Origin of the sequence: Neobacillus sp. CF12 (genome assembly GCF_030348765.1) — a bacterium.
Classification (GTDB): domain Bacteria; phylum Bacillota; class Bacilli; order Bacillales; family Cytobacillaceae; genus Neobacillus.
In genome coordinates this window covers 1,689,006-1,705,576 of record NZ_JAUCEU010000007.1, presented here as the reverse complement: position 1 = coordinate 1,705,576, position 16,571 = coordinate 1,689,006, and the positions used below count along the sequence as shown (strand labels likewise).

Annotated in this window: 8 protein-coding genes and 1 pseudogene; 7 read left to right on the top strand and 2 right to left on the bottom strand. The window is 37.9% G+C overall.

The genetic code is table 11. The features are described from left to right. On the top strand, positions 1 to 903 hold the full coding sequence (locus QUG14_RS08190; protein ID WP_289344102.1) for an ABC transporter permease: 903 nt from the start codon (positions 1 to 3) through the stop codon (positions 901 to 903). A gap of 17 nt (positions 904 to 920) precedes the next feature. Next, positions 921 to 1,807 (top strand): annotated as a pseudogene (locus QUG14_RS08185) (carbohydrate ABC transporter permease). 112 nt (positions 1,808 to 1,919) lie between these two features. Here QUG14_RS08185 and QUG14_RS08180 read toward each other — a convergent pair. Together QUG14_RS08180 and QUG14_RS08175 are read right to left on the bottom strand one after the other, a co-directional pair. Further along, positions 1,920 to 3,464, bottom strand: a complete 1,545-nt coding sequence (locus QUG14_RS08180) for a response regulator (protein WP_289340017.1) — start codon at positions 3,462 to 3,464, stop codon at positions 1,920 to 1,922. After that, positions 3,439 to 5,211: a cache domain-containing sensor histidine kinase gene (locus tag QUG14_RS08175; protein ID WP_289340016.1), complete on the bottom strand. Its 1,773-nt coding sequence runs from the start codon at positions 5,209 to 5,211 to the stop codon at positions 3,439 to 3,441. The genes QUG14_RS08180 and QUG14_RS08175 overlap by 26 nt, the downstream gene beginning before the upstream one ends. A 369-nt stretch (positions 5,212 to 5,580) precedes the next feature. On the opposite strand from QUG14_RS08175, the gene QUG14_RS08170 reads away from it, so the two are divergent. The 5 genes from QUG14_RS08170 to QUG14_RS08150 all read left to right on the top strand — a co-directional run bounded on the left by QUG14_RS08170 (position 5,581) and on the right by QUG14_RS08150 (position 16,369). Continuing rightward, the gene (locus tag QUG14_RS08170) at positions 5,581 to 6,597 is read left to right on the top strand and encodes an ABC transporter substrate-binding protein (RefSeq protein WP_289340015.1); all 1,017 of its coding nucleotides are present in this window, start codon (positions 5,581 to 5,583) and stop codon (positions 6,595 to 6,597) included. Positions 6,598 to 6,691: 94 nt separating this feature from the next. Further along, positions 6,692 to 8,209 (top strand): sugar ABC transporter ATP-binding protein, encoded by a 1,518-nt coding sequence (locus QUG14_RS08165; protein ID WP_353961067.1) that lies wholly within the window; start codon positions 6,692 to 6,694, stop codon positions 8,207 to 8,209. 1 nt (position 8,210) lies between these two features. Further along, complete coding sequence (locus tag QUG14_RS08160; protein WP_289340014.1) at positions 8,211 to 9,257, top strand: ABC transporter permease; 1,047 nt, start codon at positions 8,211 to 8,213, stop codon at positions 9,255 to 9,257. Further along, positions 9,254 to 10,243, top strand: a complete 990-nt coding sequence (gene yjfF, locus QUG14_RS08155; RefSeq protein ID WP_289340013.1) for a galactofuranose ABC transporter, permease protein YjfF — start codon at positions 9,254 to 9,256, stop codon at positions 10,241 to 10,243. Before QUG14_RS08160 ends, yjfF begins: the two co-directional genes overlap by 4 nt. A 33-nt stretch (positions 10,244 to 10,276) precedes the next feature. After that, the gene (locus QUG14_RS08150; protein WP_289340012.1) at positions 10,277 to 16,369 is read left to right on the top strand and encodes an immunoglobulin-like domain-containing protein; all 6,093 of its coding nucleotides are present in this window, start codon (positions 10,277 to 10,279) and stop codon (positions 16,367 to 16,369) included. Positions 16,370 to 16,571: the final 202 nt, after the last annotated feature.

Below are 16,571 nucleotides of genomic sequence, written 5' to 3'. Positions count from 1 at the left end.
ATGAAATTGAAAAGGGCTCTACCATTATTTATCATGATGCTGCCGGGTTTGATTTACTTGCTGATCAATAATTATATACCGATGTTTGGCCTTATCATTGCATTTAAGGATATTAATTTTGCAAAAGGGATTCTGGGAAGTGATTGGATTGGGTTAAAGAACTTCGAATACTTGTTTAGTACAAGAGATGCTTTTGTGATAACGCGTAATACCATTCTCTATAATGGAGGATTCATTATTATAAATACGGTATTGGCCATCGCGGTAGCGATTATGTTGAACGAAATTAAAAATAAACTGGCGAAAAGTTTTTATCAAAGTGTCATCCTTATGCCATTTTTGATTTCTATGGTTATTGTCAGTTATTTGGGATTCGCCTTCCTGAGTGAAGATGTAGGTTATCTGAACAATACCATTTTACCATTGCTTGGGCTTGATGGATTCGCCTGGTATTCGGAGGCAAAATATTGGCCTTATATTTTAACCTTCATTAATATGTGGAAGGGTATCGGTTTCTTGTGTGTCATTTACCTGGCTGCCATAATCGGAATCGACCAAGAATTCTATGAAGCTGCCACATTGGATGGAGCGAATAAATGGCAGCAAATCATACATATAACCATTCCCTCCATTATGCCAGTCATTATCATGATGACATTATTGGCAATCGGCCGCATATTCTACTCCGATTTCGGTTTGTTCTATCAAGTACCTATGAATTCGGGTTCCATCTATGACACCACAAATGTTATTGATACCTATGTTTACCGTGGGTTAATGCAACTAGGGGATATCGGGATGTCCGCTGCAGCAGGATTATATCAATCCATTGTAGGATTTGTCCTTGTGTTAGTATCGAATTATCTCGTACGTAGAAAGAACAAAGAAAATGCATTATTTTAAGCCAGAGGGGGAGCAGAATGTATAGATCAGATCGAATTACACAATGGGTTTCTCATCTATTTTTACTGGTACTTGCTGCAGGGAGCATTATTCCATTGTTCCTTCTATTATCGTCTTCCTTTACAAATGAAGCATCTATCCTGAAGGAAGGATATTCCTTTTTTCCAAAGGAGATTAGCTTTGCTGCCTATGAGTACTTATTAACTAACTCTGCAAGTATTTTACGGGCATACGGAATTACCATTTTCGTTACGGTATTTGGAACCTTTGTCAGTTTGGCGATGACTGCGTTTTTGGCATATGCCCTTTCTCGTCGCGATTTACCTTACAGAAACTTCTTTGCTTTCTTAGTTTTCTTTACACTATTGTTTAATGGTGGACTTGTTCCGACCTATCTCGTATTTACACAAGTATTTGATATTAAAAATACGATTTGGGCATTAATCGTTCCAGGATTGCTAATGAACGGATTTAACGTATTATTAATGAGGACATTCTTTATGACTTCCATTCCAGAGCCTGTGATTGAATCAGCACGAATGGATGGTGCAGGTGAGTTTAGAACCTTCTTTTCCATCATCCTGCCACTTTCATTGCCAATCCTGGCAACAATTGGGTTGCTTCAAACGATCTTTTATTGGAATGACTGGTTTAATGGACTCATTTATATTACAGAACCATCCTTATTCAGTGTCCAAAACATGTTAAACAGGATGCTTTCGGATATTCAATTTTTGGCAAGCAGCAATTTAGGTACAAACACAAGTACAGCAGCTTCTCAAATTCCTACCACAGGTGTACGGATGGCGATTGCTGTAATTGGATCCTGCCGATACTTATTGCTTATCCATTCTTTCAAAAGTACCTGGTAAAAGGGATTGCTTTGGGATCGGTTAAAGGCTGACATAGAATAGGGAGGGCAAGCTGCCTTCCCTATTTTATTTGAAAAATCTATTTGGAGTTGGTTAGATGTCTGGCTGGGTGAAATTGATGGTTGCTCTGAATACAGAGCAGCTCTATCCACGTAACTTAAATTGTCTTGTGGTCATTCCCGTTAATTTTTTGAATAAATTGCAGAAATAATGAGAATCGTTATAGCCAACTTTTTGGGCAATTTCATAAGTTTTTTCATTTGTTGATTTGAGCAGTCTTTTTGCATGCTCCATCCTTATGTTGGTGATATACTCAACTAATGTCTGCCCGGTTTCCTGACTAAACATATGGCTGAAGTAAGAAGGGCTGACATTGACACGGTTTGCGATACTCTGTAGGGATAATTGTGTATCATGAAAGTGACTTTGAATATAATCCATTGCTTTATGAATAACTGGACTATAAGAACCACCTGACTGAATTGCTGATTTGAAAACTGTTTGCAACATCTCCGTTATGTATCGATTAACCTCTGAATATTCCCTTATCCAGCCTGCTCGCATCTCTATGGTATTAATTTCTTGCATTAGTACCGAGTCTTCCATCCCAGTTTCTTTAATATATTGCTTAACGGTAATTGTAAAATCTAGTAAAGAATAATAGATAAAGAAGGGTGCCGTATTATTTCCTCCTTGTAAAAATAAAGTATATCTATTTGAAAAGTCAGTAATTGAACCAAAGTCCCCGTTTTTTAGAAATTCTACTAATTCATTACGATTTGAGAGGAATACTTCATGATTGGCTGAAACGTCCTGATCATTGTCAATCTGTTTGTGCTTATGAATAATTTTATGGTAGTTCTTTTCTTCTTCTGCTTCTAAAAACGAAACAGCAATTCCTTGAATACGAGATTGTACTTTTCCAAATCCAAAAATTAAAGGGCTTTCAATATTCTGTTCTCGAATGGCAAGAATCTTTTCCCTTAATAATCTTGCTTCATGTTCGAGTCTGGCTTTGGATTCACCTTTCATAATGAAAATAATTTCCTTTGGGTTCTCTTTAAATTGGAGACAGGAATATTGCTCTATTATCCAATTAATAGAATCGATTTCAAATGCATCTTTTGCTTCCATAATAAGAATATAATAATAACTTGAAACCAGGTCGATTCCTAGATGAGTGGCTTTGTTAATCGCTTCAGAAGGTGAGTAAATACCTTGGCATAAATCGTTTAAATAGGTTTCTTTCGTTATGGACTTGCTTTGAGAGGCAAGATTTTGTAGTTCGGTGAGGTGGTTCTTCGCCAGCCGCTCCTGGTCAATTTGATGTGATACTTTATGTAAGATTTTTAGTAATTCATTAGCGCTAATTGGTTTTAAGCAATATTCTGTAATTTGAACTCTCATAGCTTCACGAGCATATTCAAATTCATCATGACCACTTAAAATAATTATTTTGACGGCTGGCATTTTTTCACGAAGAATTCTACTAAATTCTAGTCCGTCCATAAAAGGCATTTTGATATCTGTGATGACGATCTCTGGTTGATATTTTTCGACTAAAGGGAGGGCGATTTCTCCATCTGAAGCATCACCGCAGTAGATAAACCCTTCTTTTTTCCAATCGATACTATTCTTAATTCCTTCACGGACCTGTACTTCATCATCCAATAGAAAGATTTTTTTCATCCGTATCTACCTCCGCTGGAATGGTTAAACAAATAATGGTACCTTCTTGATAATGACTATTGATTGTTAAACCAAACGGCCTGCCGTAATAAAGTTCAATTCTTTGTTGAACATTGTACATTCCAAAGCCACCGCTCTCACTTTTTAGAGGGACTCCTTGAGATAACTGATGCCTAATCTCTCTCAAACGTTCTTCTTTAATGCCAATTCCATTATCAATAATCTGAATACAGATATTTCCGTTCCAGTCAAAATCTCCTTTTATGATAATTAATCCTTTGCCTCGTTTGTTTTTAATTCCATGGTAGATGGCATTTTCAACAAGCGGCTGTAACGAAAATTTTAAGACTTTGTAGTGAAAGATTTCCTCATTAATATGAAAAGACACGTCTAAAATATCTCGATACCTAATTTTTTGGATAATTAGATAGTTTCGAATATGCTCTATTTCCTCACGGATTGTAATCCAATCTTTACCTCCGCTTAGTGTAATACGGAAAAAGTATGAGAGGGCGTTTGTCATCTCAATTACCTCTGTACTTTTTTTCGATTCAGCCATCCAAATGATATTGTCCAAGGTGTTGTAGAGAAAATGGGGGTTGATCTGGCTCTGCAGTGCACGAAATTCAGCTTTTGTCAGTTGCTTTTGTTCTTCAACACTTTTTTCAAGCAATGATTTGATTTTCGCAATCATGCTATTAAAACTATTTCCAAGGTCAGCAATTTCGTCTGCACTTTCATTTACTACCTTTACGTCCAAATTTCCGAGGGATGCCAAACTCATTTTCTGTTTTAAAAGACGTATAGGTCTAATGAGTTTATTAGAGATGAAAAAATAAAGGGTAATGGTAAAAATAATGCTACATGCCACAGTAAAAATAATTAATCTCCTAATTTCATTGGCATCTCTCATTATCTCGTTAGTGGGAGCCTGACCAATAACTTTCCAGCCAGTTGTTTCTACCGTATCAAAAACGGTTACCACCGTCCCGGAGGAATTTGTAACGACTCCTGAATCTTTTTTTCTTATCGAATTCCAGTCTGAAATAAAATACCGTCCCTCATCGCCCTTAGATGAGAAAAAAACAGATTCCCCAAACCCCGTTTCAATATGGAAGGAACCAGTATCACCTAATGAATCCTCTTTAAGGATATCCTTTATAGCTGAGGCATCTACAATGATATTAATAAAACCAATCACTTCATCGGTGATTTCCGAAACAACGGAACTTGTAATCGAGATTACCGGCAGTCCATTATGTACGGTCGGCTGGATGATATTTTCTTCCTTTTGATTGATTAACATCTTAAAATCTGGATTTCTACTAGGGGGAGTTTCTAATTGGTGCACTCCATACCTTTCACTAATAACCTTACCGTCAAGGTTGAAAATATTAATGGAACGCATGTATTTACTGGATTGATAAATTTCCCTATAAAAAGAAAACATATTTAAGATGGTTTTGGCTTCTTCTTGGGTGTTATCTTGATTAATTAAAAACTGAATCGTGCTTTCCTGTTTACCAATTTCAGTGAATCGTTTGACGTCCTGGAAAATGACGTCTATTTCCTGGCTTACCTCGTTGGCTTGTACTTTGGCAAAGGAATTAGCATTCTCTGAAATAATATGTATCGACTTAACATAAGAAATAACTCCTACTAAGATAAGTGGAATAACGGTTAAAAGGACAAACATGATAAGTAGTTTGGTTCGCAAGCTAGAAACAATCCATTTTGTAAGTTTCATAGAATAGTCCTTTAAATAGAAATTTTTTATGATTATACCATTAATGTAAACGGTTACCAGTGTGCAGAGGCCTAGGGATTTTTACCTAAATTTTAGACCAATAGGTTCAAACCCTTACTCATTCTACCAGAATAGGACTTATGAGCCAATCAGCCAGCTTGGAATTAACAAAAAAAATACACTTTTCTGAAAATATTCTACTTTCCTGTTTCAAAAAGAGATAAAAAGCGAAATTATTTCTATTTTTTTCGTAAACTATTCTATTCATCCTTCTGTGGAAGCGTTTTATAATCAAGTCAAGCTAATGATGGATTAACGAATAATCTGGTTGCTAGCAATTTAAGTATTGGAAAGAAGGGGAATTTACAAATGAAAAAACTATTAAAATCAAAAATCATGATGTTGGTCATGATCTCACTTGTCCTGTTTTTAGCTGCATGTTCGTCGGGGAGTACTGGTGGTGACGCAGGTAGTAATGGGAATAAGGAAGGTGAAAAGTCCAGTGAGAAGTTGGTGATTGGGTTTTCTCAAGTAGGAGCTGAAAGCGAATGGAGAACAGCAAATACTGAATCAGTCAAGAAAGCGATTACGGATGCAGGTCATGAATTAAAGTTCTCTGATGCTCAGCAAAAACAAGAAAACCAGATTAAAGCAATTCGTTCGTTTATTGCACAAAAGGTTGACGCTATCGTTTTTTCACCAGTGGTTGAAACCGGCTTTGAAACTGTTTTAAAAGAAGCAAAATCAGCAGGAATTCCTGTTTTCTTAGCGGACCGTGCTGTAGATATCAAAGATGACTCTTTATGGGTAACGTTCTTAGGATCTGACTTTGTGGAAGAAGGCAGAAAGGCGGCTAATTGGTTAGTAGAAGAAATGGCCGACGAGGATGGAGAAGTTAACATTGTTGAACTTCAAGGTACGGTTGGTTCCGCACCGGCCATTGACCGAAAAGAAGGCTTTGAAGAGGTAATGGCTGATCACCAAAACTTTAAGATTATTAAATCTCAATCAGGTGACTTTACCCGTGCAAAAGGGAAAGAAGTTATGGAAGCTTTCTTAAAATCTGATGGTGATAACATTGACGTTCTATACTCCCATAATGATGACATGGCAATCGGTGCCATTCAAGCAATTGAGGAATACGGCTTAAAACCAGGTGAAGACATCAAAATTATTGGAGTAGATGCTGTAAAAGGTGCATTCGAAGCAATGGCAGCAGGTAAAATGAATGTTACAGTTGAGTGTAATCCATTATTTGGACCTCAATTGGTAGATTTAATTGAAGCGCATATTTCAGGAGAAAAGTTAGAAAAGCGTATCTCTGTTGAAGAAAGCATTTATACAATGGATCAAGCTGAGGAACTTCTTCCAACTCGTAAATATTAATTTGAACAATCGGAGCCACTAAAAATCCATTTCAACGATAGGCGGTTAGTGGCTTCATAAAGAATTCAAGAAATTGAGTTGGGAGGTAAAAAGCTTGAGTATACAAAAGGTGAGACTTGAAATGAAAGGAATTACGAAAACTTTCCCGGGAGTAAAGGCTTTATCAAATGTAGGTTTGCGGTTATTCCCTGGCGAAGTTCATGCTTTGATGGGTGAAAATGGGGCAGGTAAATCCACGCTTATCAAGGTCCTAACAGGTGTTTATATAGCTGATGAGGGAACTATCATGTTAGATGGTATTCCTATTAAAGTTACAACACCGCTTGAGGCTCAAGAATTAGGAATAAGCACGGTTTATCAAGAAGTAAACTTATGCCCAAACCTATCTGTTGTCGAAAATATTTTTATTGGCCGTGAAATCATGAAAAGAGGCCGAATTGATTGGAAGGAAATGAATCGAAGGGCAGAAGAACTAGTAAGTAATCTTAATTTAAAAATTGATGTCACAAAGACACTCTCATCCTACTCTGTCGCGATTCAACAAATGGTAGCAATTGTACGTGCCCTAAATGTTTCAGCTAAAGTTCTCATTCTAGATGAGCCAACTTCAAGTCTGGATATGAATGAAGTGAAGCAGCTGTTTTCCGTTATTAGACAACTAAAACAGCAAGGACTATCGATCGTTTTTATCAGCCATTTCCTTGACCAAATATATGAAATTACCGATCGTCTTACCGTCCTTCGGAATGGTGAATGGATTGGCGAGTATAGAACGCAAGACCTCTCAAGGTTTGAATTGGTCTCAAAAATGATTGGCAAAGAATTATCGGATATCAGTTCATTATCAGAAGCATCGAGGAACAAGGTAGATTTAGAAGGGGAGCCCCTTTTAGAAGCCGTTCAGTTATCCAAAAAAGGTCATATAGAACCGTTTGATTTACAGTTGAGAAAAGGTGAAATGATGGGTCTGGCAGGCTTACTCGGTTCAGGGAGATCGGAATTGGCGAGACTGCTATTTGGTGCGGATAGAGCAGATACTGGGGAAGTAAAAATCAATGGGAAAACAGTACATCTAAATTCCCCAAAGCAAGCGATTTCCAATAAAATTGCATTTTCCTCTGAAAATAGAAAAACCGAAGGGATTATTGCTGATTTATCCATTCGCGAGAATATGATTCTAGCTATTCAAGGAATAAAGGGATGGTTTAACTATATTCCCAGAAAGAAACAGGAAGCAATCGTTGATGAGTATATTAAATTGTTAAATATTAATCCTCCAAACCCCGAGCAATTAATTAAGAACTTAAGTGGAGGAAACCAACAGAAAGTGCTTCTAGCTAGATGGCTGATAACCAATCCAGACTTACTCATTCTTGACGAACCAACACGTGGCATTGACATCGGAGCAAAAGCTGAGATTCAAAAATTAATGGTTTCTTTAAGTGAACAGGGAATGTCAATTTTATTTATTTCATCTGAATTGGAAGAAATACTGCGGACGTGCAGAAGGATTTCTGTTTTAAGAGACCATAAGATGGTTTCAGAGATTGATAATCAAAACCAGATTTCACAACAAGATATTATGAAAGAAATCGCCGGGGGAGTGAGATGATATGATCAAATCAAGATTATTTTGGCCAGTACTTATTCTTCTCATTATTCTAGCGATTAATCTACTATTTGACCCTGGTTTTTTTCAAATAGAAGTAAAAAATGGTCATCTAACGGGAAGTCTCATAGATATCCTAAATCGTGGGGCACCGCTTATTCTTATTTCACTTGGGATGACTCTGGTCATTGCAACAAAAGGAATTGACCTTGGAGTAGGGTCTGTTATTGCCATGTCAGGTGCAATTGCGGCTATGACGGTGGGACCAAGTGCCTCGAATGATAGTTTGGTTCCTTTGTTCACAGCGATTGCTTTTGCCATTGGTTTATCTGTGGCTGCAGGTCTTTGGAACGGTTTATTAGTGTCCCGTTTTGGTATTCAGCCGATTGTTGCAACATTGGTGTTAATGGTAGCAGGGCGCGGTATTGCTCAATTAATAACAAGTGGGCAAATCACTACGATTTATTATGAACCTTATTCTTTTATCGGCGGAGGCTATTTGTTCGCTATCCCGTTCTCGGTGTTTATCGTGGCAGCTGTGTTTTGCTTTACCCTGTTCATGACGAAAAGGACTGCAATCGGATTATTTATTCAATCTGTCGGGACGAATCCCGAGGCCAGCCGTCTAGCAGGGATCAATTCAAAAAATATAATCCTATTGGTCTATCTATTTTCTGGTTTTTGTGCAGGTGTGGGCGGTTTAATATTAAGTTCCAACGTCGAAAGTGCTGATGGAAATAATGCTGGATTATGGTATGAGTTGGACGCAATCCTCGCAGTTGTAATTGGAGGAACATCTTTGATTGGCGGCAGATTTTATTTAATGGGGACAGTGATTGGCGCTTTGATTATTCAAAGTTTAACTACCACCATTTATTCTATTGGGATTCCGCCAGAAACAAACCTTTTAGTAAAAGCGATTGTTGTTCTCATCGTATGCTTGTTGCAGTCTCCATCTTTTAGGGAAAAGGTATTGGGGAAAACGAAGCGAAAGCCTTATAACAACATATCACAGGATAGTAAAAATGAACAAGGAGTGAACCTATCATGATCCGGCTAAAAATGAATAAAAAGTTTTACCCACTGATGGTCACTCTGAGCTTATTTCTATTGATGTATTTGTATGGTTCTTTCACTTATACTGGTTTCGCTTCCCCTCAAGTGTTTCTCAACTTGTTTATTGATAATGCATTTTTGATTATTGTTGCAGTGGGAATGACCTTTGTCATCCTTTCGGGGGGAATTGATCTATCTGTGGGTTCGGTTATTGCCTTAACGAGTATGGTGACAGCAGGCTTACTTCAATCTAGTAGTCTATCAGCTTGGATTGTCATCCCGATTGCGTTATTAATTGGACCAATCCTTGGTTTTTTCATGGGCTGTCTCATCCATTTTTACAACTTGCAGCCATTTATCGTGACCTTAGCTGGAATGTTTTTAGCAAGGGGATTAAGTTTTGTAATTAGTGTAGAGACGATTTCTATTGATGATACGTTTTTTCAATTCGCAGCTAATACGAAGATTTTTATTGGAGAATATTTTGTTTCCATAAGTGTCTTAATTGCTCTACTAGTTGTTGGATTCGCAATCTTTATCGCCCATTATACAAAGTTTGGCCGTAATGTTTATGCGATTGGCGGGAATGAGCAGTCTGCGATGTTAATGGGACTCCCTGTCGGGAAAACAAAAATCTTAATTTATACTCTTAGTGGATTTTGTTCGTCTCTTGCAGGGGTAGTATTTACTTTTTATATGCTTTCTGGTTATGGCCTGCATGCTAATGGATTAGAACTCGATGCAATCGCAGCAGTTGTAATAGGCGGAACCCTCTTAACAGGTGGTGCAGGGTACGTAGCGGGAAGTGTGATAGGTGTCTTAATATTAGGGGTCATTCAGACATTAATCGTTTTCGAGGGTACACTTAGCTCTTGGTGGACGAAGATCGCGATCGGTGTTTTACTCCTAGCCTTTATTTTGTTCCAACGTATAAGTGTGCTTAGAGGAGTAGGAAAAAAGCAGACGATTTCTCAAACATAACAATAAAATTATATTTTTACCAGGGAGACTAAAATGAAAAAGATGAAAAAATTATCTATCTTTTTAATTGTGTTGATGGTGTTTAATACCTTTTCAAGTGTGCTTCCTCAAAAAACCTTTGCGGAGGAACCAACCTCTTTATCGGATGATTTGATTCTTCATTATGATATGAAGACAACGAAAGAAGATGGGGAACAAATCATTGTTGAAAATGTTTCTGGTGAAGGATTTGATGGGATATTTAAAAACCCAAACAATGGTAAACTCGTAAAAAATTCCGAGGTTGGATTCGTTACTTTTAATGGCGGCGGTTCTACTTCTAAGAGCGGATATATAGAAATACCTAAAGCTTCTGACGGTTCCGATTTATTAAGCGGATTAGAAGATGTAACGGTATCTACCCTTATAAATTGGGAAAATGATGGATCAAACCGCTGGGCATTTGGATTGGGAACAGTTTCAGATGACGCACAATTTGGAAACAAGTATTTTTTTGTAACTCCTAGACATGGTTCCGGTAATGTGGCTGCAACAGGGATTTCAAAGGCAGGCTGGAGCAGTGAATCCTTGCATAAAGGACCGGCAGCTATGAGCGCTAGAACATGGGAGGTTGCTACTGTCGTTTTCTCCGCAGCTACTGATACCATCACCCTATACGTAAATGGTAAAAAGGTAGTTTCAGGATCAGCAAAGGGTATAAAACTATCTGAGATCATTGATCCAGCTGCAGAATACTCAGGATTTATTGGAAAATCCATCTTTAAAAATGATCCTTTCTTCAAGGGAAGTGTTGGAGATTTTCGTGTTTATGGAAAGGCACTGACAGACCAAGAAGTTGGAAATGTATATAACGAAACTGCGCAAAAAATCCAACAAATTAATCGTTTATTAATCATTGATGCACAGGATTCTCTTAATATATCAGACTATTTAGGTGAAAAAAATACTAGTGTCGATACTATAACAGAGAATTTATCACTTCCAACTGCAGGAAAAAACGGGGTATCCATTACATGGAAATCAAGTAACCCGGAAGTAATTGCAAATGACGGCACTGTAACCCGTCCGGCAGTTGATTCTAAGGATGCAATTGTGGAACTTACTGCAAATCTATCATATGAAGGAATAACCTCTAGTAAACCATTTAAGGTGACAGTATTAAAGGAATATACAGATCAGCAGAAAGTAGATTTAGATGCAGCTAGTGTATCGATCTATAATCAAGATAAGGTGAAGGGGAATATCGATCTCCCTGTTGCAGGTGAAGAAGGTTCAAGTATTAGCTGGGAAAGCTCACACCCAGAAATTATTAAGGGATCAGTTGAAGCAGGTGACGTTGTCTCAAAGCTTGGCCAGGTTACCCGTCCGAATCTAGATACAAATGTTACTTTAACAGCAACGGTTTCACTTGGTGATGCTTCGAAGACAGTTACTTTCGACTTAACGGTTATTAAAAGGCCTGAAAAGAAAGAATATGACGCATACTTCTTCTCCTATTTTACTGGTGAGTATGAAGGCGGGGAAGAAATCTCATTTGCGACTGCTGAAGATCCATTAAAGTGGAGAGCGTTAAATAATGGTGAATCAGTTATCCAGTCTACAATGGGAGAAAAGGGATTACGCGACCCATTCATTATTCGCTCACCAGAAGGCGATAAATTCTATATGCTGGCAACTGACTTAAAAATGGGAGAAAGCACCAACTTTGATCAAGCCCAAATTACAGGAAGTCACAGCATTATGATTTGGGAATCAGATGACCTTGTTAATTGGAGCGAACAAAGAATGGTAGAGGTGGCTCCAAAAACAGGAGGAAATACCTGGGCACCGGAAGCATTTTATAATGAAAAAACAGGAGAATACGTCGTATTCTGGGCTTCATCGATGAAGGATGCAGAAACATACGGCAGTTATCCAAACGGCAGGCCATCCGGTCAATATAACGTCATGTATTATGCAACCACAAGAGACTTCTATACATTCTCTGAACCTAAAGTGTTTCTTGATGAAAGTTTCCCAACCATCGATACAAGTTTTGTGGAGAATGAAGGAACACTTTACCGTTTAACGAAATCAGAAGTAAACTATAAAGTCTATTACGAAAAAGCAAATGATATTTTCTATGATAAAGATGGAATTGTTGAAAATGGGTACCAGTACGACCTCATTCCAGGTACAAAAGATGGAAATCGAGGACTAATTGGTTTGAACGGAAATAACGAAGGGCAGTTAGTTTTCAAAGATATCCATGAAGATAAATGGTGGATGTTCTTAGATTCCTGGCCATATCATGTTCGGTGGTCAACGGATTTAGAAGATGGAAGTCAGTTTATCAATAATGTCCTTCCTTCATCTGAATATGCTTTACCTCCTGGACCACGTCACGGAACGGTTATTCCGATTACACGTGCAGAATATAATGCGCTGCAAGAAAAATATGGCAAACCTGGTCCTGAAAAATCGGTTGAGCCTGTCGTTCACTATACATTTGACCCAGGAGATATTGAGGGAACGACAATCAAAGATGTATCCAGCAATGGATTTGATGCAAAATTAGTTGGCGGGGCTGTAGTAGATACAAAAGATGCTATTGGAAAATCTACGGGTTCCGTTTCTCTTGATGGATCAACAGGTTACATTGAATTACCGAAAAATCTAATTAAAGATTTAAACCTAGAAAGTTTGACGATGTCAACATGGGTAAATGTAAAAGGCAATCAAGCAAATCAGCGTATTTTTGATTTTTCTTCTGACACAGGAAGAATTGTAAATCGAAATACGATGTATTTAAGTACCCAAGGTGATTCAGGAAACTTAGAATTTGCGATTGTTACACCTTTTACTGAAAAGTTTGGCAATCAAAATTCTCTTTTAGGCAGCAACTACAAATATGCGTTAAGAGCTCCAATGATTGCGGATAATTCATGGCAGCATGTTGCGGTTACGATTGAAGGATATGATGCTGTTGTTTATGTAAACAGTAAAGAGGTTGCCAGAAGTTCAACCTATAATGTTGAGCCAAGGATGCTTTTAGAAACCACCATGAACTACCTGGGAAAATCTAGCAACGATGCACATAGTTTATTTAATGGTAAGTTTGATGAGTTTAAAATTTATAACCATGCACTGTCAACAGAAGAAATTGCAGCTCTTGCAGATGAAGAAGTTCCAACTCCTCCAGAAGAAGAGCCAAAAGCAGCTGATTTAATTCTCGATTACGATATGAAGAATATCGAGGGAACAACTGTAAAAGACAATACGGGGAAATTTAATGGAACGCTTGTAAATCCACAAAATGCTCAAGTATTAAAGGGAGAAAATGTAGGTTCCGTCAGCTTCCAAGGCGGATCAGTCAGCTCTTATATCGAAATGCCTAAAGGTGTACTAGACGGCTTGGATAGTGTAACCGTTTCTTCATTAGTAAATTGGGACGGCAACCGTGAGGCAGAATGGTTATTTGCTTTAGGGCAAGATAGCAATAAATATCTCTTTGCTACTCCAAGCCGCAATTCCGGAGACCGCTCCGCACGTGTTGGACTAGGAATAACTAGCTGGCAGAACGAAGCAGGAGCAAATGCTACAACAGGTAAATTAGAAGCAGATAAATGGAAATTAGTAACTGCAGTTATGTCCGGAGAAGAGAAAAAAGTAACATTGTATGTTGACGGAGTAGAGGTAGGCTCTGGTCCAACTAATGGCTATACATTAGCTCAAATTAACAATGCGAATGGCAGAAGCGGATATATTGCTAGATCTTTCTATACCGGGGATCCTTATTTTGGTGGAATGGTTGCTGATTTTGAGGTTTATAACGGTGCATTATCACCAGAAGAGATTTTAGCATTAAAAGAAAAAGCGGCAGAAAAATTAGATGCCATGGATGGGTTAATTCTTGAGAATGCCGCCGGGCAATTAGATTATGGTGATTTCCTCAATAAAAACCAAAACAAAGAGGAAATTACGACTGATTTAAAGTTCCCTGAAGTGGGTACTAATGGAACCACCATTACATGGGCATTCCAAAATAACGAGGTCATTACCAATAATGGTATGGTAAAGAGACCGACATTCGAAGAAGGAAACAAACAGGTTGTAATTATTGCAACGATTTCAGATGGAAAAAATACTGTTACGAAAGAATTTACCGTAACGGTACTAAGTAAGTTGAAAGATTCAGTTGCAGTCAGAAAAGATGCGGAAGCATTAAAGGTTTATAATATTAACGAAGTTCGCGGTAATTTAACCTTATTGAAACATGGGGAAAACGGGTCTGTCATTACCTGGAAATCAGCTAATTCTTCAATCATTACACCAAGTGGAGAGGTGACTCGTCCAAAACATGGAAACGGTGATGTGACGGTTAAGTTAACAGCAACGATCCGACTCAATAATGAAGTCATTACAAAGGCATTTTTGGCAAATGTTAAAGAAATGCCTCAAAAAGAAGACTATGAAGGTTATGTTTTCAGCTATTTTACGGGTGAAGGTCAGTCAAACGGCGAACAAATTTACTTTGCTCTAAGCGAAGGAAATGACCCGCTGCACTGGAAAGAATTAAACAATGCACAGCCATCGATTACATCTGAAATGGGTGAAAAGGGACTTCGTGATCCGTTCATTATTCGCTCACCAGAAGGAGATAAGTTTTACCTTATTGCCACTGATTTAAAAATCTATGGAAATGGCAACTGGGACAGAGCGCAAAGAGCAGGAAGTAAATCAATTATGGTTTGGGAATCAACGGATTTAGTAAATTGGTCTGAACAAAGGATGGTAGAAGTTTCTCCAGAATCTGCTGGAAATACGTGGGCTCCTGAGGTAATGTATGATGATACAACTGGAGAGTATATTGTGTTCTGGGCTTCTAAACTGTATGACAACGAAGAACATAGTGGTTCAAGCCATCAACGAATGATGTACGCGAAAACCAGAGATTTCCATACGTTCACGGAACCACAAGTATATATTGATTATGGGTATTCCATCATAGATACAACAATGATTGAACATGATGGAAAAATCTATCGTTTTACGAAGGATGAAAGAGGTAATTCTGCCTCTACTCCAAATGGTAAGTTTATTTTCCAAGAGGTTGGTGATTCTGTTTTAGATCCAAACTTCACTCTTATTGAAGAAGGAATTGGAAAAGGAGTCATTGGCCAAGGCGAAGGGGCTACTGTATTTAAATCAAATACGGAAGAAAAATGGTATATGTTTATTGATGAATTCGGCGGCAGAGGGTATGTACCGTTTGAAACCACTGATTTACAATCGGGTGAATGGAAGCTTTCTGAAAACTATGATTTACCTGGACGTCCTCGTCACGGTACAGTCTTACCGGTGACAAAAGCAGAATATGAAGCATTACTTGCCAATGCACCTGCAGTCAAACTACCAGATACGGAACAAAAAGTTTCAGGGATAAATATTGATAAAGAAAAATTCAATTTAGTAGAAGGAACTTCTGAACAAATCAAAGCAACCGTTACACCTGATCAAGCAAATAATAAAGGTGTAGTTTGGTCTAGCAGTAATGAAGTCGTTGCGGTTGTGGATGAGAATGGTGTGGTCACAGCTAAAAAAGAAGGAACAGCACTGATAACAGCCGCAACAGTGGAAGGTGGATTTATCGCTGTTAGTGAGGTAACCGTGGTGGATGATTCCACTCCGCCAGTGATTACAATTACTGGGAATGTGGAAACATATTCTGTCGATTCCATGGTGGCAATTACTTGCAGCGTGATAGATGAGTTATCAGGAATTGCTTCCATTAATTGTCCAAATGTGGAAGGGCCAGCCTACAATTATAAAATAGGTGTTAATACCTTTAATGCGTCAGCTGTAGATAAAGCTGGGAATACGGTGGAAGTACAGTTCCAATTTACTGTAACAGTAGATTTTGATAGTTTAAGTACATTGACAAAATCTTTTGTTACGAATGTAGGAATTGCCAATGGACTAACGAGCAAGCTTCGAGCAGCAAAAGAATCTTCTGCAAAAGACAATGAAGAAGCTATGGCAGGTCAACTAAACGCCTATCAAAATCAACTAAAAGCACAAAAAGGTAAGTCCATAACAGAACAAAATGCTGATATCTTAACTTCTTTAGTTCAACATTTGAGATAATAAAGTACATTCCAAAAGCAGCCTTAGCCCTAAATTCTTTAGGGTTAAGGTTATTTGTTTTGCAAAAGGAAAAAAGTACTAATTATATTAATGACAACTAAGACGTGTTAACTTATTGTTTATGAACTTACTTTTAATTGATGGTTTAACGATATTTCGAAATAATCCGACAATATGGTATAATTTAAACGTCTATGAATGT

Bases quoted from the DNA above. Each gene is read 5' to 3' on its own strand.
- QUG14_RS08190 (WP_289344102.1), top strand. From the start codon at position 1: ATGAAATTGAAAAGGGCTCTACCATTATTTATCATGATGCTGCCGGGT.
- QUG14_RS08180 (WP_289340017.1), bottom strand. From the start codon at position 3,464: ATGAAAAAAATCTTTCTATTGGATGATGAAGTACAGGTCCGTGAAGGA.
- QUG14_RS08175 (WP_289340016.1), bottom strand. From the start codon at position 5,211: ATGAAACTTACAAAATGGATTGTTTCTAGCTTGCGAACCAAACTACTT.
- QUG14_RS08170 (WP_289340015.1), top strand. From the start codon at position 5,581: ATGAAAAAACTATTAAAATCAAAAATCATGATGTTGGTCATGATCTCA.
- QUG14_RS08160 (WP_289340014.1), top strand. From the start codon at position 8,211: ATGATCAAATCAAGATTATTTTGGCCAGTACTTATTCTTCTCATTATT.
- yjfF (WP_289340013.1), top strand. From the start codon at position 9,254: ATGATCCGGCTAAAAATGAATAAAAAGTTTTACCCACTGATGGTCACT.
- QUG14_RS08150 (WP_289340012.1), top strand. From the start codon at position 10,277: ATGAAAAAGATGAAAAAATTATCTATCTTTTTAATTGTGTTGATGGTG.